21 protein-coding genes and 1 tRNA gene are annotated in these 26,254 nt (G+C 52.1%); 9 read left to right on the top strand and 13 right to left on the bottom strand.

What is annotated here, in order from left to right; translation table 11 throughout:
- Positions 1 to 214: 214 nt before the first annotated feature.
- Positions 215 to 3,754 (top strand): hypothetical protein, encoded by a 3,540-nt coding sequence (locus KIS30_04780; protein MBX8646056.1) that lies wholly within the window; start codon positions 215 to 217, stop codon positions 3,752 to 3,754.
- Positions 3,755 to 3,937: 183 nt separating this feature from the next.
- Here the strand turns inward: KIS30_04780 and KIS30_04775 are convergent, their stop codons facing one another.
- From KIS30_04775 to KIS30_04765, 3 genes are all read right to left on the bottom strand, one after another.
- Positions 3,938 to 4,510: a hypothetical protein gene (locus KIS30_04775; GenBank protein ID MBX8646055.1), complete on the bottom strand. Its 573-nt coding sequence runs from the start codon at positions 4,508 to 4,510 to the stop codon at positions 3,938 to 3,940.
- Between the two features lie 287 nt (positions 4,511 to 4,797).
- A complete protein-coding gene (locus KIS30_04770) occupies positions 4,798 to 4,995 on the bottom strand; it encodes a hypothetical protein (protein ID MBX8646054.1) in 198 nt (65 codons plus the stop codon).
- Positions 4,996 to 5,514: a hypothetical protein gene (locus tag KIS30_04765; GenBank protein ID MBX8646053.1), complete on the bottom strand. Its 519-nt coding sequence runs from the start codon at positions 5,512 to 5,514 to the stop codon at positions 4,996 to 4,998.
- A 512-nt stretch (positions 5,515 to 6,026) separates the two neighbouring features.
- Here KIS30_04765 and KIS30_04760 point away from each other — a divergent pair.
- Complete coding sequence (locus KIS30_04760) at positions 6,027 to 6,203, top strand: hypothetical protein (GenBank protein MBX8646052.1); 177 nt, start codon at positions 6,027 to 6,029, stop codon at positions 6,201 to 6,203.
- Between the two features lie 67 nt (positions 6,204 to 6,270).
- Here KIS30_04760 and KIS30_04755 read toward each other — a convergent pair whose 3' ends face one another.
- The 3 genes from KIS30_04755 to KIS30_04745 all read right to left on the bottom strand — a co-directional run bounded on the left by KIS30_04755 (position 6,271) and on the right by KIS30_04745 (position 8,455).
- Entirely contained in the window at positions 6,271 to 6,762 is a 492-nt protein-coding gene (locus tag KIS30_04755; GenBank protein MBX8646051.1) for a DUF1634 domain-containing protein, read from the bottom strand.
- The gene (locus tag KIS30_04750) at positions 6,759 to 7,607 is read right to left on the bottom strand and encodes a sulfite exporter TauE/SafE family protein (GenBank protein MBX8646050.1); all 849 of its coding nucleotides are present in this window, start codon (positions 7,605 to 7,607) and stop codon (positions 6,759 to 6,761) included. Before KIS30_04750 ends, KIS30_04755 begins: the two co-directional genes overlap by 4 nt.
- 107 nt (positions 7,608 to 7,714) lie before the next feature.
- Entirely contained in the window at positions 7,715 to 8,455 is a 741-nt protein-coding gene (locus KIS30_04745; protein ID MBX8646049.1) for a site-specific DNA-methyltransferase, read from the bottom strand.
- Between the two features lie 144 nt (positions 8,456 to 8,599).
- On the opposite strand from KIS30_04745, the gene KIS30_04740 reads away from it, so the two are divergent.
- Positions 8,600 to 9,571: a hydroxyacid dehydrogenase gene (locus KIS30_04740; protein ID MBX8646048.1), complete on the top strand. Its 972-nt coding sequence runs from the start codon at positions 8,600 to 8,602 to the stop codon at positions 9,569 to 9,571.
- A gap of 66 nt (positions 9,572 to 9,637) precedes the next feature.
- Positions 9,638 to 9,997 (top strand): hypothetical protein, encoded by a 360-nt coding sequence (locus tag KIS30_04735; protein MBX8646047.1) that lies wholly within the window; start codon positions 9,638 to 9,640, stop codon positions 9,995 to 9,997.
- A gap of 12 nt (positions 9,998 to 10,009) precedes the next feature.
- On the opposite strand, the gene KIS30_04730 is transcribed toward KIS30_04735, so the two are convergent.
- Together KIS30_04730 and KIS30_04725 are read right to left on the bottom strand one after the other, a co-directional pair.
- The gene (locus tag KIS30_04730; protein MBX8646046.1) at positions 10,010 to 11,563 is read right to left on the bottom strand and encodes an oligosaccharide flippase family protein; all 1,554 of its coding nucleotides are present in this window, start codon (positions 11,561 to 11,563) and stop codon (positions 10,010 to 10,012) included.
- Positions 11,564 to 11,805: 242 nt separating this feature from the next.
- A tRNA-Thr gene (locus tag KIS30_04725) sits at positions 11,806 to 11,911 on the bottom strand.
- A gap of 101 nt (positions 11,912 to 12,012) precedes the next feature.
- Here KIS30_04725 and KIS30_04720 point away from each other — a divergent pair.
- From KIS30_04720 to KIS30_04710, 3 genes are all read left to right on the top strand, one after another.
- Positions 12,013 to 13,887, top strand: a complete 1,875-nt coding sequence (locus KIS30_04720; GenBank protein ID MBX8646045.1) for an NFACT family protein — start codon at positions 12,013 to 12,015, stop codon at positions 13,885 to 13,887.
- 34 nt (positions 13,888 to 13,921) lie between these two features.
- Complete coding sequence (locus KIS30_04715) at positions 13,922 to 15,496, top strand: aldehyde dehydrogenase family protein (protein MBX8646044.1); 1,575 nt, start codon at positions 13,922 to 13,924, stop codon at positions 15,494 to 15,496.
- A gap of 297 nt (positions 15,497 to 15,793) precedes the next feature.
- On the top strand, positions 15,794 to 16,681 hold the full coding sequence (locus tag KIS30_04710; protein MBX8646043.1) for a DUF72 domain-containing protein: 888 nt from the start codon (positions 15,794 to 15,796) through the stop codon (positions 16,679 to 16,681).
- A gap of 26 nt (positions 16,682 to 16,707) precedes the next feature.
- Here the strand turns inward: KIS30_04710 and KIS30_04705 are convergent, their stop codons facing one another.
- Complete coding sequence (locus tag KIS30_04705; GenBank protein ID MBX8646042.1) at positions 16,708 to 18,453, bottom strand: cation:proton antiporter; 1,746 nt, start codon at positions 18,451 to 18,453, stop codon at positions 16,708 to 16,710.
- Between the two features lie 134 nt (positions 18,454 to 18,587).
- On the opposite strand from KIS30_04705, the gene KIS30_04700 reads away from it, so the two are divergent.
- A complete protein-coding gene (locus KIS30_04700) occupies positions 18,588 to 19,445 on the top strand; it encodes a hypothetical protein (protein MBX8646041.1) in 858 nt (285 codons plus the stop codon).
- A gap of 15 nt (positions 19,446 to 19,460) precedes the next feature.
- Here KIS30_04700 and dph5 read toward each other — a convergent pair whose 3' ends face one another.
- Positions 19,461 to 20,261: a diphthine synthase gene (gene dph5, locus KIS30_04695; GenBank protein MBX8646040.1), complete on the bottom strand. Its 801-nt coding sequence runs from the start codon at positions 20,259 to 20,261 to the stop codon at positions 19,461 to 19,463.
- Between the two features lie 15 nt (positions 20,262 to 20,276).
- Here dph5 and KIS30_04690 point away from each other — a divergent pair, with 15 nt between their 5' ends.
- Positions 20,277 to 21,272 (top strand): class I SAM-dependent methyltransferase family protein, encoded by a 996-nt coding sequence (locus tag KIS30_04690; protein MBX8646039.1) that lies wholly within the window; start codon positions 20,277 to 20,279, stop codon positions 21,270 to 21,272.
- Here the strand turns inward: KIS30_04690 and KIS30_04685 are convergent.
- From KIS30_04685 to KIS30_04675, 3 genes are all read right to left on the bottom strand, one after another.
- On the bottom strand, positions 21,214 to 21,756 hold the full coding sequence (locus KIS30_04685) for a dCTP deaminase (GenBank protein ID MBX8646038.1): 543 nt from the start codon (positions 21,754 to 21,756) through the stop codon (positions 21,214 to 21,216). The two genes, KIS30_04690 and KIS30_04685, sit on opposite strands and share 59 nt — an antisense overlap.
- A gap of 106 nt (positions 21,757 to 21,862) precedes the next feature.
- Positions 21,863 to 22,093 carry a hypothetical protein gene (locus KIS30_04680; protein ID MBX8646037.1) on the bottom strand — a complete coding sequence of 77 codons (231 nt, stop codon included), beginning with the start codon at positions 22,091 to 22,093 and terminating at the stop codon, positions 21,863 to 21,865.
- Between the two features lie 117 nt (positions 22,094 to 22,210).
- Positions 22,211 to 26,227 carry a hypothetical protein gene (locus tag KIS30_04675; GenBank protein ID MBX8646036.1) on the bottom strand — a complete coding sequence of 1,339 codons (4,017 nt, stop codon included), beginning with the start codon at positions 26,225 to 26,227 and terminating at the stop codon, positions 22,211 to 22,213.
- Positions 26,228 to 26,254 lie beyond the last annotated feature (27 nt).

Raw genomic sequence — 26,254 nt, 5'->3', positions numbered from 1 at the left:
AAGCATGATGCGACATTAAATAGGTGATGCACGGGAACACAGGCTGTTGTTTGCCGGAAAAATTGATCGGCACTTTCGGGGTAGCGTGTGGCAAGTGCTTTCTGAAGCTTCGAGTCCTTCGTTTCTGTCAAGTCAATCAGACTGAACGTAGGCCGCTGTCTGTCTGGACGTGACAAACACTCGGTTAAATACGATTCCATGATTTCAGGCTTACATGTCTCATGAACGAAGCAGGCTGTTGTTTGTTATTGGTGTGGCCGTTATTGTGACTATGCTGATGACCGGCATCGGGATTCCCGTGTTCCACAGTTCAATCTCTTCGGCAAAGATGCCCTTGGGGCGGAGCACAAGTGAGGGCGGGACATTGAGCACCACCCCTTCATCAATAACATCCACAACTGATTCGCTTGTTTCCTCAAATTCGCTCTCCGAACTGCAGGGTAGTGTTTCCTATATTCCGTCAGGCTCGCTCGCCATTGGACCGCTGATCGGCGAAAACATAACGGTATTTCTGGGACTCGACACGGTCAACAGCACTCTGCTTTCACAGTTCCTCAGGCAGGTATCCAATCCGGCAAGCCCCGAGTACGGACACTACATGTCACATGCTTCATTCATGAAATTTTTTGAACCGAGTGCGGCTGTCTACCAGTCGATTGCGGCATACTACAGTTCGAACGGCATAACAGTCGTGCCGGGAAACGACAGACTGTTCATGCAGTTGTACGGCCCTGCTACCCAGTTTGACACGGTGTTCAACACAAGCATTCAGCTCTACGACACGCAGATGGGTGCATATTATTTCAATACGGAAGCAGTCTGTGTGCCGTCCTCATTTTCCGGGATGATAAGCGGTGCAATCGGTTTTTCCAATTATCCCTACCTACAGTCAATGCTGCTCGTCAATCCGGCGTCCAATATGACAGTCAGCCAGGCAGTGAACGCGTCCAACAACGGCTTCGGAGGAGCAGCATCTCCGCAACCTCCATACACTCCGTATGCCATGCAGCTCGCTTACAATGAGACGGCGCTGATGAACAGCGGATACCAGGGGCAATACGAGACTGTCGCCGTGACGGATGCGTACGGTGATCCGACTCTTGCAGCAGATATGGCCACCTACGATAGCCTGTACAATCTTCCATCCCCGGCTTCGTTTCAAACCATGTATCCGTTCGGGCAACCGAATCTGCTCGGTACCGTGACGCAGTCGCTCAATGCTGCCATCAGTCTGTGGGAAGTGGAGACCTCGCTTGACGCCGAACTGTCTCACGGTTTTGCGCCTCAGGCGAACGTTATTTCAGTGGTGTCGCCGGATGCAGGCTACACTCTGATTCAGACCGTCGCTTATCTCATCACGAATCAGCTCGCGAACGTCATCTCAAACAGCTGGGGAGCCCCCGAACCCGAAGTGGGATCGTTTGCAACCTACATGCATCCGTTCTTCAAGATGGCGGCTGCGGAAGGTATAACGGTACTTGCCGCTTCCGGAGATCAGGGTTCTGCGGGTTATGACGCAAGCGTTCCCAGATCAGTGCTCTGGCCCTCCGATGACCCGTATGTAACTGCAGTCGGCGGCACGACAATTTTCATGAACGGAACAGTGTCGACGGTCAGCAACCCGCTTAACGGCCCGCCGGAAGTCCCTGAAGTCTTCAACCCCGTCGCTATGGTCAATGAGACGGCATGGGACGGATATACCGGCGGCGGTTACAGCGTCATCTTCCCCAGACCGTACTGGCAGACAGGATACGGACTTCCGGTCAACGGAACTGCCGCCGGTGAACGGGGAATTCCCGACGTTTCAGCAAACGCAATGTTCGGAGGTAACGATTTCGTATTCAACGGCCAGACTGGGGGGTCATACCTATTTGGCGGAACCAGCTTTGCCTCTCCGGCATGGGGAGGCATGGTGGCGACCATGGACTCGTACGTTGCGTTTGTGCAGGGAACGCAACTGGGCTTCCTCAATCCCGCGCTGTACAGTATACTGAACTCACCTGTCTACAACCGCAGCTTCCACGATGTAACTGTGGGATTCAACGGCCCGGGCGGCTACTACAATGCCTCCCACGGATGGGATCCAGTGACGGGTATCGGGAGTCCGGACGTATCATTCCTTGCCCGTGAACTTGCCGAATACAGATACGTTGCCGGTGCCTACGGAGACTTCAACAGCACAAACAACACGGGCATTTCTGCCGTCGTTCAAACCGTCCTGCCGGACAGAGCTGTAGGTTCATCCTCCAATCTCTTCTACGTGAGTGAAAAACTCTCCGACGGCACTACACTGATGCTGGGTTATGCCGTCAACAATTTCATCCCGTCAGGTGCCTGGTTCTACAGCATCATACCATCAAGCAGTCAATTTGGAACGGCATTCACCGATTACGGGATCGCGGGGAGTGCGGGAACGAACGGCACGTTCAACAACTACACAATAGTTGAAACTTCCCCATATCAGTGGTCGTTCAGGGTCAATGCCGTCACCGTTGCAACCTACTCGACAGCGGCTACAGGCAGCGGGCGCAATGCGCCGGAGTTTCTGGTTTCGGCACTCGGCGTAACAAGCCAGTACAACATACTCGGACCCGCAGTGTTCAGAAACATGAGCTATGTGAGAGGAGGGGTATTCTATCCAGTAGCCTCCGAGATGAGTCTGGAACAGACAAACATATACGGCTCATATTCACCGCCGTACTTCTTCCCCAACCCGTACGGCGTAGCAGCATACAACAGCAGTTCACGCGAAATAGTAGCGGGCAGCGGCATAGGCTACGAGAATGGCAGCGTTCTGTTTGGCACATTCTATCCAACGCCGCCGACCACTGTTTTCCTGGAATATCCGCAGGTAGTTGCACTATATGCACAGCATGTCTCATCCGCCGCCAGCTCCGGCGCCACAAGCTTCGGCATGAACACGACCTTCCCGTCGGGTCAGAACGATTTCAACAGTTTCTATCTCGCACCTGTGCTTGGCCCGAGTACCTGGAAGTTCAGCCTGGATCAGCCAACGTCAGCAAGCCTATATCTGTCGCAGGTCAACACAAGCTATGTTCATTTCTTCCTTTCCCTGCAGCCGCTGGCCGGTTCAGGAAATCTGACATCCGTTCCTGTGACAGTTGACGTCGGCGTAAACGCGGGACAGTATGCGATCGGAAGCGCTTCACTGACGCTGAATCTTCCCACGGACGGATCGGTTGTGGAATACAATGTGCCATTCCTTGCCGAATCCGGCGTCCTGCCATCGGGTGCCTACATTTCCATGTCCGTCTCCTGGTACATGCTTCAGACTGCAGGCACCAACATAGGTTATGCCATCCTGCTGCACAGCGGCCAGGATTATCCGATATCCCTGGCTCTGCCCGTCTACAATCCAGTGGATATGTCGCCACTGATGGCCACAGCTCATAACAGTACAGTCTATATCACATCGAATATTTTCAGCCCGTTCGGATCCGGTGATTTGAAGAATGTGGCCGGAACCATAAACTATACGAGCGGTGGCTACGCGTACGTTATTTCTCCGCCCATGGCCGTGAATGGAAACACCTACACATGGATCGTAAACGAAACAGTGCTCCCGGACGGCACATATAACTTCACCGCGACCGCGTTCGACATACAAGGAAACTACAATCACAATATGACTGAATTCACAATAAGTTCAACGTCCGTGCAGACCAGCACACCGGGAAAGCCACATCCGCCACCAAGACCGCCCAAACCGGCCGAGATTGAGCCGCCGGACTGATAAGGTGCTTGCGCCAGCTCTTTCATCGTCGAAGATTGACCTGCCGTCAATAGTTGCGTACGGTCAGCCCGTCGAAGATGCGCGCGCATAGCGTAAACACTATTGTGACCTGATGCTTCACTCTGCGCGCGGAAAAGAAGGCGGGAAGAGATTTCGTTCAGCAGAACATGTGGAGGAGATGAGTTAGTTGAACTCCGCTATTTTCCTCCACCATCCGTATTTCTTCTCGATGTGCGCGTCAATCGTATATGGATCTGTGCCGTGCGTGGCATTCAATGCCATGAGCACAAGGAAACAGACCAGATAGACGACGCCAGACCCTGGATCCGTATATCCTGAGCCGAAGGGTCCTCCCAGTCCTTCTGGCACAGCCCATATCAGGAAACTCAGAAACGGACCGACGACGTACGAAAGCTTTCGTGCGAAGCCGAATATGAGCGCAAATGCGAGCGCTCCTTCGGCAGCTCCTGCCCCGTAAAGCATGAGCGCTGAGTTTGTCAGGGAAGCCTGGTACCAGAAGGTATACCATCCCAGTATCCAGGCAGGCTGACCCGTGGACGCATCCTGTATCCACCCGGGGAGCTGCGACGGTGTATCAAAATAGAATTTAGAGAATGCATCGAGCCCCCAAATCAGTCCGAATAGGAGGGCAGATATGCGTGCCAGCTTCATGCTGTTCCTTGCGAACCAGGTCAGGGAAGCACCTTCACTGACTTCCAGCGTTTTGTTCAAGACAGTCGTATTTAACTCAACCATTATATCGCCTGAAATTCCATCTCTCCGCGCACGCATTAATGATTTGTAATTACAATACGCATAATATGTAAGAATCAGACAATTGGACATGATGTATTCAGGTTGAGCTGAAGGCACATGAGGCAGCAACCAGTACCTGAAAAAAGTCATCTGCCAGTGCGCCCGTGGGACTGATACGCCTGCCGTTCCAGAATTTCGCAGACATCATAGACAGGGCGAGATTGAAAAAAAAATGTCGAAGCGTTCAACCCCGCAGTTATAACACACCTGCCTCGACATTATTTCGGTCAAATCAGGAATGCTGTAAAAGCGATAAGTGCAAAGATAACGACATGCCCGAGGATACCGAGTCTCAGAATACGAATGCCCCTTCCGTCGATTTCACCCCTGTGAAAACTCCTTGCAGCCCCGGCATAGATGCTCATATATATTGAAAGAAATGCCACTGCAAACAGCAGAGCAGCAATGAGTGCGCTTAACACCATTTAGCCCACCCCGAGCACTGCGATATGCGCCATGATGAATATAATCGCAACCTGGAATGCAGCCTGCACGCCTGCAAGTTTTATGTTCAACATGTTTAGTCTTATTATCCTCTCCTGGTCGGGAACCGGTTTCGACACCTCAATGAATATCCTGACGCTGTTCGGCAGGAAGATGCCGAAGCCCTGTACGGTAAGGACCAGGACAGCAATGCCCGCCCCGATTATCCACGGCGAAGTCAGTACAAAAGCGCCAAGTCTGATTGCCAGATATATGCCGGCCACTATTGCAACTGTTGCAAGAGAAGGGACGGCGAAGAAGTTCAGCGGTGTGAGCCTCTTGGCAACTTCCACCCTGGCCCTTGGCTCGAGTGTTCTGAAAACCATTGACATGATTAAGCCCATGAAGAGGTCGAATCCCGTCCATGTCGCGCCAGTAATCACATGCACGTATTCGAGGAAGACGAGGCTTTTGACTGATAGCGCGTAAATCAGCGCGACGGGCGGGACTATGCCGAGTATAAAACTCCAGCGGAGGAGACGGCCCGTATAAGAGGGGAAACCGGCATTTCCTGCATTTGACACTTCTCCAGCTACGAAACTGTTGCTCGAGGCTACATCTCGCCCTGTCATGTTTTTACCCGAGGATGTACTGGAGTTGAGTGCTTTGTGCTTTTAAATATCTGTTCATCGGCTAAGGCGCACGGAATAAATCTAAATGGCCAAAAGAGCGTTCCTGCAGGTTGTATGTGAGTTGAGATCGGATGCAGATGCTGTTTCAACGGTTTCTCCAGTGTGCAGGATTAGACAAATATCACATTCTCCGCACATCGCGTTTCAGTGTGAGATGCATTCTATGAATCCTCCGGGAGTGAAAACAGGCTGGGAATCGTGCTTCCATTGAATATGAGGAAAAGCGATTTCCTGCTTCATATCGCCATGAGAGAGTATAGCTGAAGTTTTAATTCGCGCCTGACAATGAGGCGTTTGAGAATTTCAAAGCACCATGCAGAATTCTCAGACAGTGACCGGAGATGGCTGTAAAAGGAAGAAAGTGCACCAGATACACGGGCCACTTCGCACTTCTGGGCATCGGTGCAGGACTCACGGTTGAGGCGGTCTCCCGCGATATCCTGATCATGATTGGCACAATAATTGTATTCCTTGCATTTGGAATGAGGATAGATGATGTGATTAACGGAATTGTCTGAAAGTGAGAGACCGGCTTTTTGACGAGGGAGTATGCTGCGGGCTGGTTGCCCGGAGTGTCTCTGTATTTCACCGGAGATACAGGCTGACAGTGAGTATGACGAGGACCCAGAGTGTGATGACTACATATTTGGTGTTTTTTTCCTTGACCAGAAAATACACCCAGGACGATAGAACCCTGATGTAGGGGGTGAGCATCAGTATGATTATTCCAAGGGAAAGAATGCCGAACCACGATTCGTGGCCCGAGAGCACTGCACCGGTGGCACTTGAAACGTAAGCGGCAAAGCTGGATACATGCGCAATCTGGTTAATTTCCAGACTGTGATTTTGTATATAAAAATCAATGACACCGGCAGATGTTACGATCATGGCTATCAGGACGCCGTACAGCAGGACGTAGCTGAGCGCCGCCTCAAGATCAAGCCCTTTTCGCTGCCTGATCTCGTTCACTTCTTCCTCGATTCTGCCTATTTCGTCGTGATCAGCGGGGAATGATATGATTATGTCTCCATCTGTGGTGAATCTGCTGTCCAGTTTCATATCGGTTTTTCCCTTCATGGCAGAACACCTGCACCTCTGAGTATCATCTCAATAGCAAGTCCCAGCAAGATGAACAGAAACATGTACCGTACCTGGACATTTCTCATCTTTACCAGAAACTTTGTTCCAAGAAAGGCACCCGCAGTAACACCGATCATGACAGGAGCGACAATGCCGACGTTAACAAGTCCTGCGGCGATGAAGACGCTGCTGCCGGCAAGCGCAGTGACACCGATAATGAAGTTGCTTGTTGTTGTTGATACCTTTCCTGACAGGTTCATTATCAAATCCATTACTGTGACCTTTAGGGCCCCCGCGCCAATACCGAGCAGACCTGCTAGCATGCCAACACCAAACATAGCGGAACCGCCCTCCAGCGCATGGGTTGACTTGTAGTATATCCATTTCTCGCTGACCTTGTCGAAATAGACACCGTGTAGAGTGAGCCACTTCGATGCCCTGTCCTGCTTCTCAACATAAGGCAGTTCGGAAGACCTTTTGACGGTCAGCAGCTGCCACCACGATATGAGCAGTACTGCTGCGAATGTGAAAAAGAGAATAAAATCATATTTTGAGGGAAGTATAACAGCGATTGTGGCGCCGATAACAGCGCCGGGAACGGTGAACATTTCAAGATACATTCCTATTCTTACATTAGAGAGGCGATCGCGGACGTATGCAGACGCCGAGCCGCTTGAAGTCGCGATCGTCGACATAATGCTGGCAGCAATCGCATATTTGATTGGTATACCAATCAGAGTGAGCACGGGAATGAGAATGATTCCACCGCCGATTCCAGTCATTGCACCCAATATACCCGCGGGAAATGCGATTGCAAGAAGATATAGGAAATTCGGTAGCATGCTTATTGCCTGACCATGTTCATGGGTTGAAGGAAAAGGTGACGATATTTAACTTTTAATACAGACTGACAAAATTTCTGACAGTGCGGGCGAAAGTGCATGCGCATTTAACCCTTTGTGCTTCGGCCAAGCCTTTCCGTTATAATACGATAATACCTTTCGTCGATTTCCGCAGAAATGTACTTCCGTCCCATATCACGACAGCACACAATTTCCGAACCGCTGCCGCCAAACAGTATCAGCACAGTGTCGCCGGCAAGGGTACACGCGCTGATGAGCATTGCTGACAGTTTTTGTGGTATCTGGCATGCATGTGCGGTCTTTTCCTGGCTCACGTTCTTCACCAGGTCGAAATAGAACCAGTCATATGGCATCCTTCCCTTTGATCCGTTCTTCAGATTCTCCCTTATCCGTCTATCGGAAGGATTCTTGTAAGGCTGGGCGACGGCCTCCTTGAAGAATCTGTTGTATTTTGTCTTAATGCAGTGCAGTATGCTTCTGTGAGCAGTAGTAAAATGGCGCGGAGTATGGCCAACATTCGTGTTATAAACCCATGAATAGTCGCGAACGTCATAGCATAATTCATCAAGGCACTTTACGCGCAGGTACGCATTCTGTTTCGGAAAATTTATGAAAAATGCATTGCCTGTTTCCTTCAGCACACGTACAGATTCGGCAGCTACTTTTGAGTACCAGTCAATGTAGTCGTCAAAGTCCATCCTGTATGAGACGCCTCCGTAACTCACACCCATGTTGTAATCGGGGTCACCGTAAACCATATCAATGGAGCCGTCAGGAAGTTTGCCGAGTAATTCCAGTATATCTGTTCGAAAGACCCTGTCGATCATTTCCGGCGGTAAAGAGCTGCTCATCGAAGGTTCATGAAAGAACAAACTTTAATCATTGTGCTATATGTGAAAAGGGCATATGAGAGAACACACAGTAAATCCGACCGGGCCGGCTTGCTTGATTAACATTGCGGGAGGCAGACATTGAAAGTCCTGATAGCTGCGCACCTGGAAAGTGAGGCAAGGGATGCAATCGACAGACTGGCGTCCGGGTGCGGTTTGGTCAACACTCAATGGAGAGAATTCACGGACCAGGAACTGAAAGATTTTGATGTGCTGTTCATCGGATGGGGATGGAACAGAGCCGAGGCGCTGTACGATCTTGTGGCCAGATGCAAGAACGTCAAGCTTCTGCAGACTTTGTCCGCCGGGGTGGATTACATCAGGTTCTCTTCCATACCTGAAACAATAACGGTTTGCAGCAATGCAGGCGCCTATTCAGAGCCTGTGGCAGAGCACGCGTTCGCACTGATCATGTCACTTGCAAAGAACATCAAGGCAAATGAGGCGATGATGAGGCAGGGTATATTCGACAACAAGGCCCGGTCGCTGGAACTTGAGGGTGCGACGCTTGGCGTTTTCGGGTTCGGAGGCATAGGGAAGGAGGTTGCGAAGATCGGAAAGGCGCTGGGCATGCGCATATTTGCCGTTTCAAGAAGTAAACCGCAAGAAGAGGACGTGGATTTATTCACAACGCCGGACGGTATTGACGACATGTTGCAAACATCCGACGTTGTGGTGATCGCTTCACCGCTCACAAAGCAGACGAGAGGTCTCTTCAGCAAAAGCAAACTGGAAATCATGAAGAAAGATGCAGTACTCGTTAACGTCGCGAGGGGTCGGATTATTATTGAAAACGATCTTTATGAACATCTGAAAGAAAATCCGGGCTTCCGGGCCGGCATTGACACCTGGTGGAATGAGCCTGCTGAGGGCTCAAAATTCACGCCAGGGCATGACTTTCTGTCGCTGCCCAATTTCGCCGGTTCGCCGCACAATTCAGGCGCAGTCGCCGGCACGGGAAGACGTTCTTTGATCAGGGCCTATGAAAACGTAGTGAGATATGCGCAGGGAAAAAAGCCGCATAACATTGTTAACAGGGCTGATTACCTCTGAGCGCAGTGTGTCCCGCTGGCTCGGACAGACATTTTATTTAATGGCCCGGGGACTCTGCGAAGTGATATGAGCGAAACTGACGATAAACTACTGGAGATGAGAAGGAGCATGTTCGCCACGCTGAAGAACGAAGGATTTCATGCAGTGGCAGCGCTGATCGAAGGTGAACAGGAGCCTGGAAAAATCAACGGAGTTCAGCCCGATCTCATCGGTTTCAATGAAAAAGGCATAGGTGTCGTTGTTCAGGTGGAAACCTGCGAAACAATACGAACGTTAAGTGCCGAAGAACGGCTAACTTCCCTCGTGATGGTGCAGGCCGAAGGCCATGAATACAGACTGCTCGTGCCGACGGAATGCATGAATGCAACAGTTGAATGGATCGGCAGAATAGGCCTGGATGAAGACATAGTCTGGGAATATTTCTGACTCAGGCGGCAATCACTTTTTTCCGTCGGAGAATTCCGACTTCAGTTCATCAGAGACATACCTGCGCATTGCAACAGGATTAAATGATTCAATCAGCACTTTGATGTCCCCGAAACCGACCATTCGGGTGAGGATACCAAGACCCACGTAAGCAAGCATTCCGAGGCAGGCGAACAACAGAACATCGTACCACTCCCAAAGGCTAAGCGGCAGTGCATATGTCAGCGGATAGATGAGCGCATATGCGGCTATCGCCTCTATGATGAAGCCAATAACTTTGAAGCTGAAACCCGTGCCTGCAAGCTTATCTGCATGTCGGTGGGACAGGAAATATGTCACCATTGCACCGGCAAGCAGTCCGAATGCAGCGCCGTCTGCTCCGAGGCCGAGCAGTCGGATGCTAAAGATTGAGCCGGGTATCGCAATCACCATGACAGCTATCGAAACAAACGTGCTGGCGATTGAAATCCATCCCAGCGTCCGTGGCCTGTTCATACCCCCGACAACACTGTTTTTTGGACCTGCTATCCCATTGACATAAAGCCACAATGCGAGTATTCCGAGCGGTTCCGATGCTTTAAGAAAACTGTTGGACATTATGACGTGGAGTATCCCGCCCGGATATACCAGAAGGAATGCCGATACAGGCGCGAGCACAAAAGACAGAAAATATTCAGACTTCAACGTGCTGTCCTTTATCTGTCCTCCGCTACCGCTGCTGTGAAGTTCAGATATCCGCGGGAATATTACACTCGAGACGCTGCCGCCGAGTATGACGAACACTGAAGTAATCCTGAAACCGGCATAGAACAGGCCAGCAACCTGCAGATGCCAGAAGAACTGGACAAGCACGACCGACAGGCTCACAGGAAGCATACCGATGAGCGATGGCAGGAGGAGAGGATCAGCAAATTTCCTGTATTCCCTGAGTATGGACTTACTGGGTCTACGGAGAGGGTATCCCCTGAAATAATAGAAGGTCACAGCAGCAGAAGCCACTCCGCCCAGGAAATATGCCCAGATGACATCGATTACTGAAAGACTGGAAAAAACAACGAACACTATTACGGCGACCCTGACGATATGCCCTGCAAATGTGCCTATCTGTGCCTTCGCGACCTCCCTCCTCGCGCTGAATGTTGCCATTGGCACACTCGCAAACACAGTGACAATGGTATAGCCGAGCATTATCCATATTCCCTGAAGCTCCAGGGGCGTCTCGAATCCGTGATGAAGCAGATAGACCCACAGAAATATGGTTGCAAAAACGAGAAGAGACATCAGGCCGGTGAGAACAGCAGTTATGAGCATCATTGCACCATTGCATTCACCGATGTCGGCACCCTCTGACACCTTCTTTATGTGCGCAGTTCCGAAGCCAAGCCTGCTGACCGGCAGGAAGATGCCCACATAACTGACGGTGAAACCAATCAGACCGATGGTCAATTCATTTGTAGGAGCAGGCATTAATCTAGATATAACAAAAATACCGGCGTAAGCTACGACAGCGCCGAAAATGTTTATGAGTGTTGTGAACAGCGACTTCCGTGCCAGAGACTCAGCCATGCGCAACCTGCCGTGGTTCGATACGCTAGCAATTCAATAAGCTTTCCATCAGCACAATTACATATCGCCATCATTATCGACCGACAGATTCGCTACGCGGTTGGATGTTCAGCAGGGTGCATGGAATGCATACAGACAGAGACAGGCTGCATCACAGGAGCAAGGATAAGGCACAATGCCGATTTCGGCGGGATAGAAAAATACAATTCCATGGATCGGCAGAAACATCATTAGTTGTCAGGAGCCACTGGAGGGAATTGAACCCTCGACCTACGCCTCATTGTGCGGATGATACCAAGGCGTCGCTATATAGTGGCGCAATATGCGCTACCACTAAGCTACAGTGGCCTGTCAGCTCAGAAACTGGCCCAAGGTATTAAATTTTCGTCAACCGTAAGGTCACCGGCGAAAACAGCTCAAAGCCTGCTGCATACCGGAAGTGTGTCTGATTGAGGAACAAGAATTCAATGACTTCCCTCGACGTGCTGCTGCTGCAGAGGGAACTCTCCACGCTGATTGGTGCATATGCCGAAAAGGCGTTTGGCGGGAAACCTTTCTCGATCCGGTTCAATGCGCCGTCCATGAAACGTGAACTCGTTCTTGCAGACGGCCTTTTCCTCTTCCTGACTGAGAGACTCGAGAAACAGGATGGGGCTGAAGTCGGTGAATTCTCAGCAACGATCCGCAGAAAATTTGACAACTCAAGAGTAACGGACGTGAAGCAGGAAGGATTTGATCGGCTCATACGTATGAGTTTTTCAAGGCCGGAGAATGCCGAGATTGTCTTTGAACTGATGGGACGGGGAAACGTGCTTGTCGTTGAGTCGGGAAAAATCACAGCCGCCATGAAATATGAGCGGAGAGGAAGTGCGGAGATCAAACAGGGTAACGAATATGTCAGGCCCGGACTGAGATTTGATGCCCGGGCTGCCCAGTTCGGGGCATTCAGGGAAGCACTCCTCTCTTCCAGGGCCGACATTGTGAGATCGCTTGCCACTGTGCTCGGACTCGGCCCGGATTTTGCCGAGGAGATTTGTTCGAGGACAGGCATCGTGAAGGAGACAAGACCTTCCGAGCTCACGGAAGAACAGATGAAAAAGCTGAAGGAGACGACAGATGGCATAATACTCGAGACCATTGAGAAGCCGCATCCTGTGGTCTACTATTCAGACGGCTACGCGGTACAATTCACACCGGTTCCTTTCGCAATTTTCTCCGGACTCGAGAGAAGGGAGTGCCGGTCCATCAGCGACGCCATACTGCAATACATCAGCAACAGGAGGACAGAACAGAAGGATGACGCGGCCGAAAAACATGAAAAGCTGCTCGAAAGACAGAGAGAGGCAATACGGAATCTCACGGAAGAGGGGAAGAAGGCGAGAAACTTTGCCGATTCCATATATGCAGATTACGCACAGTTCGGAAAACTCATCTCTGCATTCAGGAAAGGTAACGATGCACCATATACATATACGCGGAAAGCAGGCAACGTGATCTCCGTCAATGCGGGTGGATGCACGCTGGAGATCGACACATCAAAGGACATAGACACTATCGCCTCTTCAATCTATGATCAGGCGAAGGAGATTGACAGGAAACTCAGGAGAGCCGAGAAAGCGCTGGCCGAGATGGAGAGCAGCCGCCCTAGTTCCCTGAAGCCTAAACAGGCACTGCACATGAGGAAGGCATCAAAGAGATTCTGGTTCGACACATACAGGTGGTTTATAAGCAGCGAAGGATGCCTGGTAATCGCCGGACGGGATGCGAAAACAAACGACAGACTCGTGTCCAGGCATCTTGCGCAGACAGACCGCTATGCACATGCTGACGTGTACGGAGCGCCGAGTACGGTTGTCAAATGGAAAGAAGGGGTAACGGAGGCTACGCTGGAGGAAGCCTGCGGATTCGCACTGTGCTTCTCCAGAGCATGGAATGCGCAGATAGGTGCAGCTTCGGCGTACTGGGTAACGCCTGATCAGGTAAGCAAGACACCCCAAACGGGGGAGTTCCTGCCGAGGGGTGCATTTGTGATCAGGGGAAAGAGGAACTATTTTAACAGGCTGAAACTGGAGCTTGCGCTCGGCGTCATCGAATACGAAGGAGAGAGGCGCATCGCATGCGCGCCGGTGAGCGCGATCAGAGCGAACTCAGACAGATATGTGGTCCTGACGCCTGGTTCGATGACAAAGGAGAAGATAGCCGCCGCACTTCACGCTGAATTTGAAACAACATCAGATGAAATTGTTTCGGTTCTGCCGCCGGGAAAAAGCAGCTTCACTCCGATGGCAAAAGAAGTGCCCGCGGCCGCAAACACAAAAGAGTAATTATCGAGTATTGCATGGTAAGGATGGTGCGGCCATGACGTTTGTAAATGAAAACACATACAGGAGATTCAGATCAGAAGGCAGGGAAGAGGAATTTCATGCTCAGTACGAAAAGGCGATGGAGAATGCCAGACATTCGCTGGGAAGCACTCATCCACTGTACATAGGCGGGAAGAGCAGACAATCGAAAGATGGCGTTTTCGAAGTCTTGTCCCCTCAGAACAGGGAGATGCTGATAGGCAGGTTTCAGAAAGGGTCCGGAAAGGATGCTGCCGATGCCATTCAGGCTGCACATGAAGCATTTTCAGCGTGGAGGCACGAAGACTACAGGAAAAGGGTCTCCATAGTGAATGCGGCCGCGGAAATTGCGGCCCACAGGAAGTTCGACATTGCAGCGATGATGACACTTGAAAACGGCAAGAACAGATTCGAAGCTATGGGCGATGCTGATGAAGGCATCGACTTCATGAGATATTACGGAGAGCTCATAACAAACAACAGGGGTTACACGACAGAGATGGGCCGTTCTGGACCTTCTGAAGACAACCGTAGCGTGATGAAACCGTACGGTGTATGGGGGGTGATAGCACCGTTCAATTTTCCATTCGCCATAGCCTGCGGCATGACTACGGGAGCGATAGTGACTGGAAACACCGCGGTGCTCAAACCCAGCAGTGCGACGCCTATGATGTCACTCATGCTCTACGAGATATACAGAGAAGCAGGCCTTCCGGACGGCGTGCTGAACTACGTCACAGGACCCGGTTCTGCAGTGGGACGCGAGATGGCCCGGAATGATCTTGTCCGGGGCATCGTCTTCACAGGCTCGAGAGAAGTGGGCCTGAAACTTTCACGGGAGTTCAACGGTGGAAACTTCAAACCGTTTATCTCGGAGATGGGAGGCAAGAATGTCGTGATAGTCACTGAGCATGCGAACATGGAAAAGGCTGTCGCAGGCACTGCACTTGCAGCATTCGGTTTCGGCGGCCAGAAATGCAGTGCCGCATCGCGGGCAATCGTACACAGGAGCATCAAAGAGGAGTTTACAAAACGACTGGTGGAATATACGAAAAAACTGAGCACGGGCGATCCGGCGGAACGGGGCACATTCCTGGGACCGGTCATTGACAAGGGCGCAGTGTCGAAATACGAGCGGGCTGTGCTGGATGCAAGGGAATCGGGCCAGGTGCTCACAGGCGGCAATGTGCTGAAGATGGATGCGCTGGCAAAAGGTTACTTTGTCGAACCGACAATAGTGGACGCACTTCCTGCCGATCACAGACTCCTCAGTGAGGAGCTATTCCTGCCTATACTCGCGCTCGCGGAGTACAGGAGCTTCGACGAGGCGATTGAGTTTGCTAACTCCGTAGACTACGGACTCACGGCAGGAATATTCAGCGATGACAGAGAGGAGCTTAACCGGTTCTTCGAACGCGTGGAAGCAGGTGTCTGCTATGCAAACAAGGCTACCGGCGCAACCACCGCGGCCATGGTCGGGTCGCAGCCGTTTGTGGGCTGGAAGATGAGCGGTTCTACGGGCAAGGGTGCAGGTGGCATGTACTACCTGCTACAGTTTATGCGGGAACAGACAAATTCGGTGTTCGGCTGAGGACATTGTTTCCCGGCAGTAACTGTTGCGTTCACAGAACGCTCAGCGCACTCCCGCACCTGACCCATGCCGGGATGTTGTGCACCGGGGTTGTCCCCCTGTCACGCAGGGACGGCGCGTCCCAGTCTAGAGGGGACCCATTATACGATGCACTGTAGTCGCTGACTTTGCCCGGTATCACCGTTCAGCCAGTTCCAAGCCTGCGACATGAGAGTAATTGGTGTATGATAGATTAAAGCGTTCCGTTTCGGGGAGGCGCAGTTAATCTTTATTAATCGAGCAGGAGTATAAAGATACGTGAATATTCTAACTGGCTGCAGCGGCTGGTCTTACAGCGATTGGGTCGGCCCCTTTTACCCCAAAGAACTTTCACACAGGCATACAGAGTGGCTGCGCTATTATTCGCAGTTCTTTTCTACAACAGAGGTCAACAGCACGTTCTATTCGATGCCATCTGCCGCCACAGTCAGTTCCTGGATAGAGAAGACAGCCGATCTCAGGCAGTTCGAATTTTCAGTCAAACTGCCCAGAAGGATAAGCCACGATCTCCTGCCATCCGGAAAAATCGATCTTGCGGTTGCCGAAAGAGGACAGTTCGCTGACGTATGCACAACGCCGTTGAGAAAGGCCGGGAGGCTTGGCGCCGTGCTGCTGCAGCTGCCGCCTGAATTCAGGTATTCGGACAGGAGTCTCTCTCATCTTGCGGAACTGCTCGAAGAGATAAGGAAGGACGGGAATGATATAGCGGTTGAGTTCAGGGACAGGAGCTGGCTTACGCCGGGAACGGAACAGCTGATAACAGAAGCTGAGGATGCACTGACATCCCTGAACTGCAGCAACGTCTTTGTCGACAGCCCTGCATTTCCGGTGATGCGTTCGCTAACCGGCGATCATGCTTACGTAAGGTTTCACGGAAGGAACAGGGACATATGGTACGGAGGCAAGAGCGAAGATGACGGCAGGATAAACAGGTATGACTACCTGTATTCCAGAGGACAGCTTGAAACATGGGTCCCGAAAGTGAGAATGCTGTCCGAAAAGGCGCAGGTGTCCAGGATATACTTCAACAACCACGGCAGGGCGAAGGCGGCCAAGAATGCAATGGAGTTCATGGACATGATGGGCATTGAGCATCCAATGAAGAGCATAAACATAACAGATCAGTCGAAACTGGACGCATTCTGAGCGCAAACCATGGCTGCCCCTGGGCCTCAGCGCAGCATGAGTTCAATGAGCATTTCATTTTCAGATTTCTCTGTATTCCTCTTTCCCCTTTCCTTGCTCCCCGGTATGGATATGCTGATATCCGATATTCCCTTCCAGAGGAGAAAGATGATCGCAGCTGACGCAGCCACAGATATCAGGACGGTAACCGGAGCAAAATAGAAAACAGATGTAACCGAAGATGCGATGACCAGATAGCCGACAATCATATACACCGCCTGCAGCAGGCGTTTGAGGAGCTTTGCCGAAAAAGATGATTCCATGTCCCTGTCGCCGAAGAATCTTTCTGTCTCCATGATCAGTGTATGGAGTGAGGAGTAGAGTAGAAGCACTACAGCGACCAGATAGCCGAGCATCAGAAGCGTCAGGTTCAGTAATGCGCCGGATGAGATGGATCCGGCGTATGAAATGAAATACTTTGTCATGACGAGAATGGAGACGACCACCATGATATTGAGGCCGAACGTCAGGAGGAGCGCCCTGGATGGTTTTTCCATCTTCAGAGGGCCGGATATCTGTTTAAGAAGATTACCCACGAAAGTCCTGATTGCGAGTGCATAAAGTACGACGGCGCCCGGGGTTCTAGATTTGACCGCGTTATAGATGCGTTCGTTTCTCCTGATGGTCTGCGGCAAAATGACAATGGTCACTGCGGAAATCAGCACGATAAGTGTGTATATCTCCTGAGTGAGGAAGCCGAACTGCAGACCCAGCCTGCCGATTACAAACGAGAATTCACCGATGGCGCCGGCTGCAATGCCGACGTATGAAGCGTTACGGAGACCGAATCCGGTGAATGTAAATCCCAGCGTGACCGATACAAACTTCCAGACGATGAACACGACGCCAAGCAGCAGCGCAATAGGCAGCAACGTGATGAGGTAGGATGTCTGGATAAGGGTGCCTATGGACACGAAAAACACCGCCAGAAAGATGTCCCTGATGGGCACCATCCTAGAATGTATCCTGTCCTTGTGGTCGGATTCGGCCACGGCTACACCCACTATGAATGCACCGATGACAAATGAGAAGCCGAGTTCATTGGCGAAGAGCGCCAGCGCAAAACAGAGCCCCATTGAAGTTATGACAATTATTTCGTCGCTTCCGAAATTCACTATGTGGTTGATCGCCCTGGGTATCACATTTATGGCAAGGATCAGACTGACAACGGCAAAGAATGCCATGCCTCCCATGATTTCCAGCAGCTGTATCACACCGAATGCCTGATGTGAAGTTATGCTCGACAGTATAGCCAGCAGTCCGACGGTGAGCAGATCTTCGACAACAAGCAGGCCAAGGACGAGGTCTGAATATGACTTGATCGACTCCCGGCAGTCTCTCATCGTCTTGGTTACCACAGTTGTGCTGGTAAGGGCGAAGGCAGATGCGAAAAAGATTGCCGTCTCCGGCGACCATCCCAGCGTAAGGGACACTATATACCCGATCGGGAGCATAAGCAGCACTTCTATGATGCCGGCCACGATTACCTTCTTGCCAATTTCCTTCAGCACATTCAGACTGAGCTCCATGCCCATAGTGAATGCAAGCAGTGTTATGCCGAGGTCAGACATGAGCGATATCAGTCTGATGTCGGCAGTCAGAAACGATGCAGAGAGCACGCCTGCGACTATATAACCCAGGATGAGCGGCTGTCGCATCTTCCTGAAGACAATGCTCACAATAGCCGCTGCGGCGAACAGTACGGCTATTCCATCATATCCAAGCGAGCTCAAATGAGTGCCTCGTATTCTTCAGGTCATGATTCTTTTATAAAACTAATATCAAAAATTTCATTTCTGATAAGCGAATAGCCACGCCACATGCCTCGTGAAAAAAGGCGCACAATCAGGAAGGTTATGCATTCAGGATGAGCAGAATAGAGATAAGGGAAAGCAGCAGCCTGCGTCCACTGCTCTTCTGCTGCGGAGGAAGCGGAAAAAACATCGGCAGGGAGTTGAGGAAGCTGGATTGCGTCAGCGTGGATTCATACGGAGCAGACATACAGCTCGATGCCGGCACGCTGTCCGTAAGGGAGATGGAACCGCGGCTGCTCAAATATGCAGATGTGCCGTTTGTCAGGACGATGCGTTCCTTGCTCAAGGGTCGCGACGCAGCATTCGTAGTTGCCGGCCTGGGAGGATTTGCCGGCGGCTCGGGAGCCGCCGTGGTTTCAAAGGCAGCCGCTGCGCTGTCTGTTCCGGTCATTGCCTCCGTAGCTCTTCCATTTGGCGTTGAGGGCGGCATGAGAAGGGCGGAAGCCAGAAGAGATCTCGACAGACTGCAGGCAAGCGCGAATCTGACTGCGGCGTTCGAGAACAATATAGTGCTGGAAAGCACGCCAGGCATGAAAATGACGCAGGCCCTGCCAGTGATGAACAGGATAGTCTCGTCGCCTTTGATAGAGCTTGTGAAGCACGCAGACGCAGAATGGACGAAAGGACTCACAGGAAAACATTACAGATGCACCTATTCTGTCGATCACTCGACTGGAGAAGGGTGGGAGAAGAAGACAGCACACGCGCTTCTGGCGCAGATGCATGATGCATCGGGCAGAGGAGGCATGGTGTGCCTGTTTGTTGAAACCGCCTCTGCTCCTGCGGAGAGTGCAGTCAGGATAGCGGAGGAACTGGAAAGGAAATGCAGCGCTGAAACAATCACTGTCTGGGCCGGAAAAAGGAATGCGGAAGGACAGAACAGGATCGGAGCATTCATGCTTTCCGAATGAGCGCCGGACAGGCATTCAGACAGTAAAGCCGGAAACTTCATCTCGCCGGGCGCCGGAAAAGAGGACCAGCGCGTCAGCCTCTTCGAAGTGCAGCCTGGATGGCACGACGACGCAGTGAGGAGGCGCGCCTGTGTCGATATCCATAAGTCTGGATATGCTGCCGGCATGCGTTTCAGAGCCAGCGCTTCCGGCTCTGGACACGGTGCATGCCAGTGTGTCTCCGTTCAGGAGAGTATGCCCGGCCTTTTGCGAAAGCTCAAGCAGCTGTTCGAAGCATGTGCGCGGTGCCATGAAGTAATTGCTGTCCGCATCTATATCGAGCAGAAGGAGCGTGTGGAGATTCGCGTTAAGGTTTGCTTCCACCATCTCGAGCGGACTCGACGGCCTGAACCGTTCGGTGAAGAGGGGCATTGAAACAGTCCTTCCAAATCTGTACTGCTGCAGTCCCAGGAGCGACGGTGCTGCAGTGAAAATCGACTGGCCGAACACCATTTCCGTTCCTATGCCGCGTCTGGCCGCTTCGATACGCAGAGAGACGTGGGTGGTTGCAGACATTGCATCGCCGCCCACAACCAGGGCGCACTTTCCGGCAGAAGCAGACTCCAGTATGATGCTGCCGTCCTCGACTTCCTTCCTTCCGACCACACGCACGCGCTTCCCGATCATGGAAGAAAGCTGTCCAGGGAAATCTTCCGGAAGCAATGTCGTATATGTCTCAAGATAGACGCAGGCGGAGTCTTTCAGCACGTCAAGTGCCTGCGGCGTCAGTGATTGCGGTCCGCCGAGCCCCGCACCTACAAATACAAGCCTTCCCATTTTTACGCCTCACAGATGTACACCAGGGGCATTAGAGTATCGCTTTCGGAGGCGGAAAAAGCAAGACGTGAGCTTATCAGGACAGGAGCTATCGACAGCAGGCTTTTGCTGTTGAAGGATGAAAAAGGAGTGGTCATACCTGTGACCGATTTTCCCCCGCGCAGAGAGGGATGGGAGCAGTGTTTCGCAGTCTTCAGGGAGAAGAGACAGGTGAAAGGTGGATACCGGGAACTGTTAGGCCCAGGGGCATGGACGGACAGTCTTCCGGCCTCGTTTGACGTCCTGGGAACGAAGGCGCTGATCAGGCTGCAACCCGAACTTTCAGACAGGCATCACGAGATAGGCGATGCCATACTGAAGGCAAACCGCAGCCTTGACAGCGTATTTCGCGACGACGGTGTCCATGGTGAGTACAGGATAAGAAAACTGACACTGATTGCCGGCAGTGGCGGCACAGAGACATCGGTTTCGGAGTACGGCCTCAAATTCAGACTGGACGTGGCGAAAACATTCTACTCGCCGCGGCTTGCGGTTGAGAGAAAGAGAGTCGCTTCAGCCATTGCACCGGGTGAACGGATACTCGACATGTTCGCCGGCGTTGGACCGTTCAGCATATCGGCGGCAAGGGCGGACGTGAACGGTACTGTCACGGCGTTTGACATCAACCCGTATGCGCTGTCATACCTGAAAGAGAACGCGGAACTCAACAGGATTGCCAACATCGAGTGTCACCTCAGGGACAGCATGACGGTCGAGCCTGACGTGCCGTTTGACAGGATATTAATGAATCTCCCCCAGGACGGGGAGCGCTTCATCGGAAAGGCGCTGTCCATGCTCAGAAAAGAGGGTTTCATACACTATTACGAAAGAGCAGAAAATGCCGGTATTGCGGAAAGAGCTTCTTCGCTGGAGCACTCGATCGACAGGTTGCGGGTCGTCGACGTCAGGAAGGTCAAGAGCTACTCTCCGGCGGAAGGGATTTACCATCTGCTCCTGACGAAGATGTCCTGACCGGAGCCCGTTCGGGCGGTTCGAGAGTGATGCCTGCCTGGTTCTGGTAATTCCCGGATCTCGAGGCATAATCCCGGTCGGTGTTTGAGCACAGCCGCTCGAATACTATCTGGGCCACCCTCTCTCCGCCGGCAAGCCTGATTGACTTCGAAGACGCGTTGAAGAATGAAAGCGTGAGTGTTCCGGAGAAACCGGCATCAACCTTTCCGAAGCTGCCGAATAAGCCCTTCCTCGCGTAGCTGCTTCTGATCCACAGCTGTGCCGAGATGTTGCCCGGAAGTGTGATCTTCTCGAGCGTCGAGACGACAAACCAGGAATGAGGAGGTATTTCCGCATCGTGCGATGTTTCATGCGCAGTTTCTGGAAGGAGCATCGTCTGAATCCTGAGGTCATAACCGTTTGGCGTGACAGAGGATCCGCTGAAACCGTCCGATATCAGCAGGCCGGAAGATGCCATCGATGTTATTTCAGAATCGGTGAGTATACACATGATGCACTGAAAATCGGGCTGCTTATTTCAGGATTGCCACCGGCGCAGCATGGAACGCATCGTGGCAGACATGAGTTTAACGGGACAGGCACCGGCCGGCTCACCTGACGAAGGGGGCAACTTGACTGTTATTTGCCTTGCGAGGGGGAGGAGTAGGCAAAACCATCGTCGTTGCATTCAACCCGTCAGGATCACCGGACATCAGTCTGAGCAGTATTAAACCGTCATCCACGGCTTTGTCCATTTCCCCTTCGTTAATTTCGAGGAGGAAACGATGCGCCATCTTGAGGACTGTTTCTTCTCTGCCCATTCCTGTCCCTGTATACTTCAAGGCAGGATGCATGTATTAAAGGGATGTAATATGAATATCATTCTTGCAAATAACAGCGTACTCTGGCTATGTTCGCATTTTGAGCTAAACGGAACGGGCGGAGGGTGATTGATGACATCATCTGCTCTGGAACAGAGCCGAGATTATTGCCCCTATGCCCTCTATGCCCTCCTGCTTTCCGTCCCAGGCGTCGAGGTTCTGGTATGTCCTCTCAATACCGTCAATGGTAGCGCGCAGTTTTTCACTCCACCCTTTCGGCGTTTCGCCCGAATAGATTGAAAGAATAAACACTATCCTGCCGCGCTCGACGGCAATGCTGTAATCGCCAAGCTCAATCCTGTTCAGGGAATGGGAGCCGTCCATCTCGGGGAAGGAAGTGGAGACGAAGTCCTGGATTGCAGTGAACATACCCACTACGAGATCTCTGTCCATTCCCCTGTAGTCCTCCCTGTGGCCATATGCGATCAGCCTGCCGTCATTGTGAATGAGCAGAACGGAGTTGAGCTGGAATCTGTGCGGAACGAGCCGTTTGTATGTGAGCAGGGCCGCAAATAGAATCACGATGAAGAGTAGGCCGTAGAACAGGAGGGCGTACACGTTTGGCACTGGCGACAGAAGCTGCACGCCGATCGTTCTTTCAATCACCGTTCCCTGCGGTGTGGTGAAGAACAGCGTGATCGTCTCCCCCTGCGAACCGGACGGCAGAGAAACGAGCATGTCTGAGCCGACAACCGTCACACCACTTCCTGCAGCGCTTATCGTGAGCGGTACGCTATTATGATCGGTAATGTACCGCGACAGATTGACCACGAATGTCGCCGTTTTTGTCGTAATGTGCGCAGGGAGGCTTATTACAGGGGGAATGTAAACCGGATAGACGTAGACGAGGACGCTGTAGTCTGCAAAGCCGTAATCAGAGCCGATGGTGAAATCGACTCTGACGCTGCCGACAAAATACTTCTCAGGACGTATTGTCACGAGGCCATACTGCGAAACTGAAATCGACAGATTGTCGGCACTTCCGCCATAGCTCAAGGGACTGTTCTGAGGCGAATAGAAGATGCGCGACAGATTGAGTGCAGCATTCATGCCATTCTCAGAAACGGAAATGAACGTCGGCGTAGAGACGCCGGAAATAACAGCGGGAGGATAATTGGATGATACGTATACCGCGAGTCCCACGCTCACGGAATCGTTGGATATCTCAGAGAGCGGGCCGCCGATTAAGAGCAAAGTGGTGTTGAGCCAGTAAGGACCGTTGTATACGGAGCCTCCGGAAACGTTTGCAGGCAGGGAAAAGGAGAGCGAAAAATTGCTCCTGCTGAACGTGATGTATCCGGATCCGGGAAATACTGAAATCATGTACAGAGGTAAGTAGCTGTCCGATACGTAGGGAAGGAGCGAAATGGTGTACGCACGGACTCCGGCCGTCGCGTAATGAACACTGATTACAGGGATGGGTTTAACCACCGGAGGAGTTACAATATTCACGATGCCGACGTGCAGGAAGAGAAAAGCATACCCTCCGGCGCTGTTGTTCGCCTCGACCAGAACCGTTCCGTTGAATGTCGAGGGTCTTTCAGGCGCAGATATGTAGAGTATGCCGGTTCCCGACAGATAGGTTGACACTACCCCGGAAATGATGCTGAAATGCAGATATTGCGCGCTGTTGAAATAAGCGGAAAGCGGAGACGCGAGCGTCACATTCTGCCCCCTGTAGACAGATATGAACGATGGAGGGGCACTTCTGGTGTCCAGCGAAGGAGGCGCCGTTGAAACAACCGAAATAATCTGAATTATGCTGGTGCTCAGATTGTCCGGGTTCGTCGCAGTAATGACAATCGGAAAAGTACGTCCGACAGCAGTCACGGGGAACAGATAGTTCAGGGACTGACCCGAAACGTAGACAAACAGCGAGTTCGTGCTCACGCGTATCTGGTTCACGGCGAAGGGCGACGAGTCGATGAAATACGTGTAATTGAGCAAGTATGTAGTTCCCCCGCGCACTGACATGTAAAGCGGGAGACGGTTTATCCATCCGGGCCTGGGCAGCAGCGTTATGCTGAATTCCATGGACGCACTGTAGCCCTGCCTGTTGATGACCAGAAGCGTTGCATTTGCACGGCCATAAGCGCCAGGGTAAGGAACGAAGGTTATCTGAGTGTTGCCGAAGATGCCTGAACCCAGGGTATAGAAGAGCTTTGCGCCGCCGTAAAGAAACCATTCCATTCCCTGTCCCGTCGGATCGTCTGGATTTGATACATATGCACTGAGGTTCACAGACCATGCATGACCTGCTGGTTCTGTAAGGTTGACGACAGGCGTGACTATCTGCGGGCTGTAGGCCGAAGGCACGACAGTCAGCAGCGAGATGGCATCGAGTCCGGCTGAATAAGCCTCGACGTACGCGGCTGACATGAGGGAAGCCGTAACGTTGAGCATCGCGAAACTCCCGTTGGCATACAGCGTGCCTGCGTTTGTGGACCACACAACATTCACAGGCTGAACATAGTTTCCGTAGGCATCGAAACCTGAAACCTGGAAGAAGTAGCTTCCTCCTGCTAGCACCGTCTCGTTTGACGGGTTTATCTGGAGCGAAAACAGCGATCCTGATGATACAGAAACATTCGCATAACCCGAGACGCCAGTGGTTGCGTCGCTTGCGGTTATCATGCCCACTCCGGCGGTCGTCGCCGTGAAGGTGCCGTTCGGGCTTATGCTGCCTATGCCGCCGGAAACGTTCCATGAAGGCTGCCATGTCGTGTTGACGTTGCCGTAAGCATCACTGGCTGTTGCGGTGAATTTCTCCGTGGAGCCGGCGAGCATTGAATATACAGACGGGCGGACCGCTATACTGCTCACAGGACCTGCGGACACGTGTATTGCAGCGCTTCCCGTAGCACTGCCTGATGAAAAAATGACGGTGAAATTACCCTCTTCAGTGATCACTGCGCTGATGTTCGAAACACCCGAGACGAATGCGGCAGTGTGAGGCGAATAGAGCGATTGCGGCAGAGGCGTTCCGCTGCTATTCACTATCTGCACGGCCGCCGTGCCGTTGAATGAGGTCATATTCAGGCCGTCGTCGGCTACTGCCTGCGCCTCGACTGAAAAGGACGCGCCGGCGGTTGAAGCGGCGGGAGAAGAAACGATAAAGCTGCCCAGCGACGGCAGTACCGTCAGATTATAGCTCTGCAGAAATGTTTCGTTGCCGCCGGAGAGATTCGACTTCGTCCCGGCGGTGACATAAAGAACGTACTTCCCGTAGTGGAGTGGACCGATGACGGCAGTGAAGTTCGATGCATACGTGCTGTATGACGACAGCATCATGCCGACGCCGCTCAGAACGGTGATGTCGCTCTGGTTCACGACGGACAGTGTCGCGTATGCTATGTCCCCGCGTCCCAGTGCATCCGTTACCGACGCACCGACAGTGAAGCTCTGATTGTCATAGATGGTGCTGCCGGCGGATATCGCCACACCCGAGATACGCGGCGTCAGTGAAACACTGAAGCTGGACGGCGTGGAATTGTAGTCGAACTCCACATACACAGATGCGAGGGAATTCGCGTCAGTCCTGGTGACGTTCAGAATCAGGCCGCTGCCGGCGGAAAGCCTGTACGGCTGGGGGGAAATATTCATTGTCACGTTGACCTGCTCGTTCGGTACCAGGGATATGCTGCCAGTCGAGCCCTGTGTGATTTTGTGCACCTGGCCCGCGGTATCGTTCTGTAGCGTCACAGTAAAATTGAAGGGTATGCCGGTGGATGTGTTCGACGGTGTGAGATAGAGCCTGACGGTAACGGTGCCGTTCAACATAACTGGAACGCCTACCGACGGATAGGCGATCCACCGGAATGAATCATACGGCGGAGAGTTGTTCAGCAATATACCCTGATAGCTGCTGCTTATGAAATTCGGATTCAGCGGGTTGTAGGGTCGGGAGGTGTTTGCCCAGTCATAGCGTTTGCCGGGATGCCCGAAACCGTGCTGATCGTCATGGAGATAGAATGTCGTGGTCGAGCTTGCCGGGGCTGGAGAGCCCTGGGCATTCTGCGAAAAAAACACGAATGAGGAAGAGAGCAGGAGGAAGACAACGAGCAGCGCCCCGCCCATTCCATGTTTGTGATGCATCTGCAACTCTCCTCGTACACATCAGCG

It is taken from the genome of Candidatus Sysuiplasma acidicola, assembly GCA_019721035.1.
In the GTDB taxonomy this organism is placed as follows: domain Archaea; phylum Thermoplasmatota; class Thermoplasmata; order Sysuiplasmatales; family Sysuiplasmataceae; genus Sysuiplasma; species Sysuiplasma acidicola.
The sequence above is the reverse complement of the archived record's forward strand: the minus strand, read 5'-3'. Positions and strand labels throughout refer to the sequence as shown.

Coding starts and splice junctions, on each gene's coding strand:
- KIS30_04780 (MBX8646056.1), top strand. CDS start 215: ATGTCTCATGAACGAAGCAGGCTGTTGTTTGTTATTGGTGTGGCCGTT.
- KIS30_04775 (MBX8646055.1), bottom strand. CDS start 4,510: ATGGTTGAGTTAAATACGACTGTCTTGAACAAAACGCTGGAAGTCAGT.
- KIS30_04770 (MBX8646054.1), bottom strand. CDS start 4,995: ATGGTGTTAAGCGCACTCATTGCTGCTCTGCTGTTTGCAGTGGCATTT.
- KIS30_04760 (MBX8646052.1), top strand. CDS start 6,027: ATGGCTGTAAAAGGAAGAAAGTGCACCAGATACACGGGCCACTTCGCA.
- KIS30_04755 (MBX8646051.1), bottom strand. CDS start 6,762: ATGAAGGGAAAAACCGATATGAAACTGGACAGCAGATTCACCACAGAT.
- KIS30_04750 (MBX8646050.1), bottom strand. CDS start 7,607: ATGCTACCGAATTTCCTATATCTTCTTGCAATCGCATTTCCCGCGGGT.
- KIS30_04745 (MBX8646049.1), bottom strand. CDS start 8,455: ATGATCGACAGGGTCTTTCGAACAGATATACTGGAATTACTCGGCAAA.
- KIS30_04735 (MBX8646047.1), top strand. CDS start 9,638: ATGAGCGAAACTGACGATAAACTACTGGAGATGAGAAGGAGCATGTTC.
- KIS30_04730 (MBX8646046.1), bottom strand. CDS start 11,563: ATGGCTGAGTCTCTGGCACGGAAGTCGCTGTTCACAACACTCATAAAC.
- KIS30_04715 (MBX8646044.1), top strand. CDS start 13,922: ATGACGTTTGTAAATGAAAACACATACAGGAGATTCAGATCAGAAGGC.
- KIS30_04700 (MBX8646041.1), top strand. CDS start 18,588: ATGAGCAGAATAGAGATAAGGGAAAGCAGCAGCCTGCGTCCACTGCTC.
- dph5 (MBX8646040.1), bottom strand. CDS start 20,261: ATGGGAAGGCTTGTATTTGTAGGTGCGGGGCTCGGCGGACCGCAATCA.
- KIS30_04690 (MBX8646039.1), top strand. CDS start 20,277: ATGTACACCAGGGGCATTAGAGTATCGCTTTCGGAGGCGGAAAAAGCA.
- KIS30_04675 (MBX8646036.1), bottom strand. CDS start 26,227: ATGCATCACAAACATGGAATGGGCGGGGCGCTGCTCGTTGTCTTCCTC.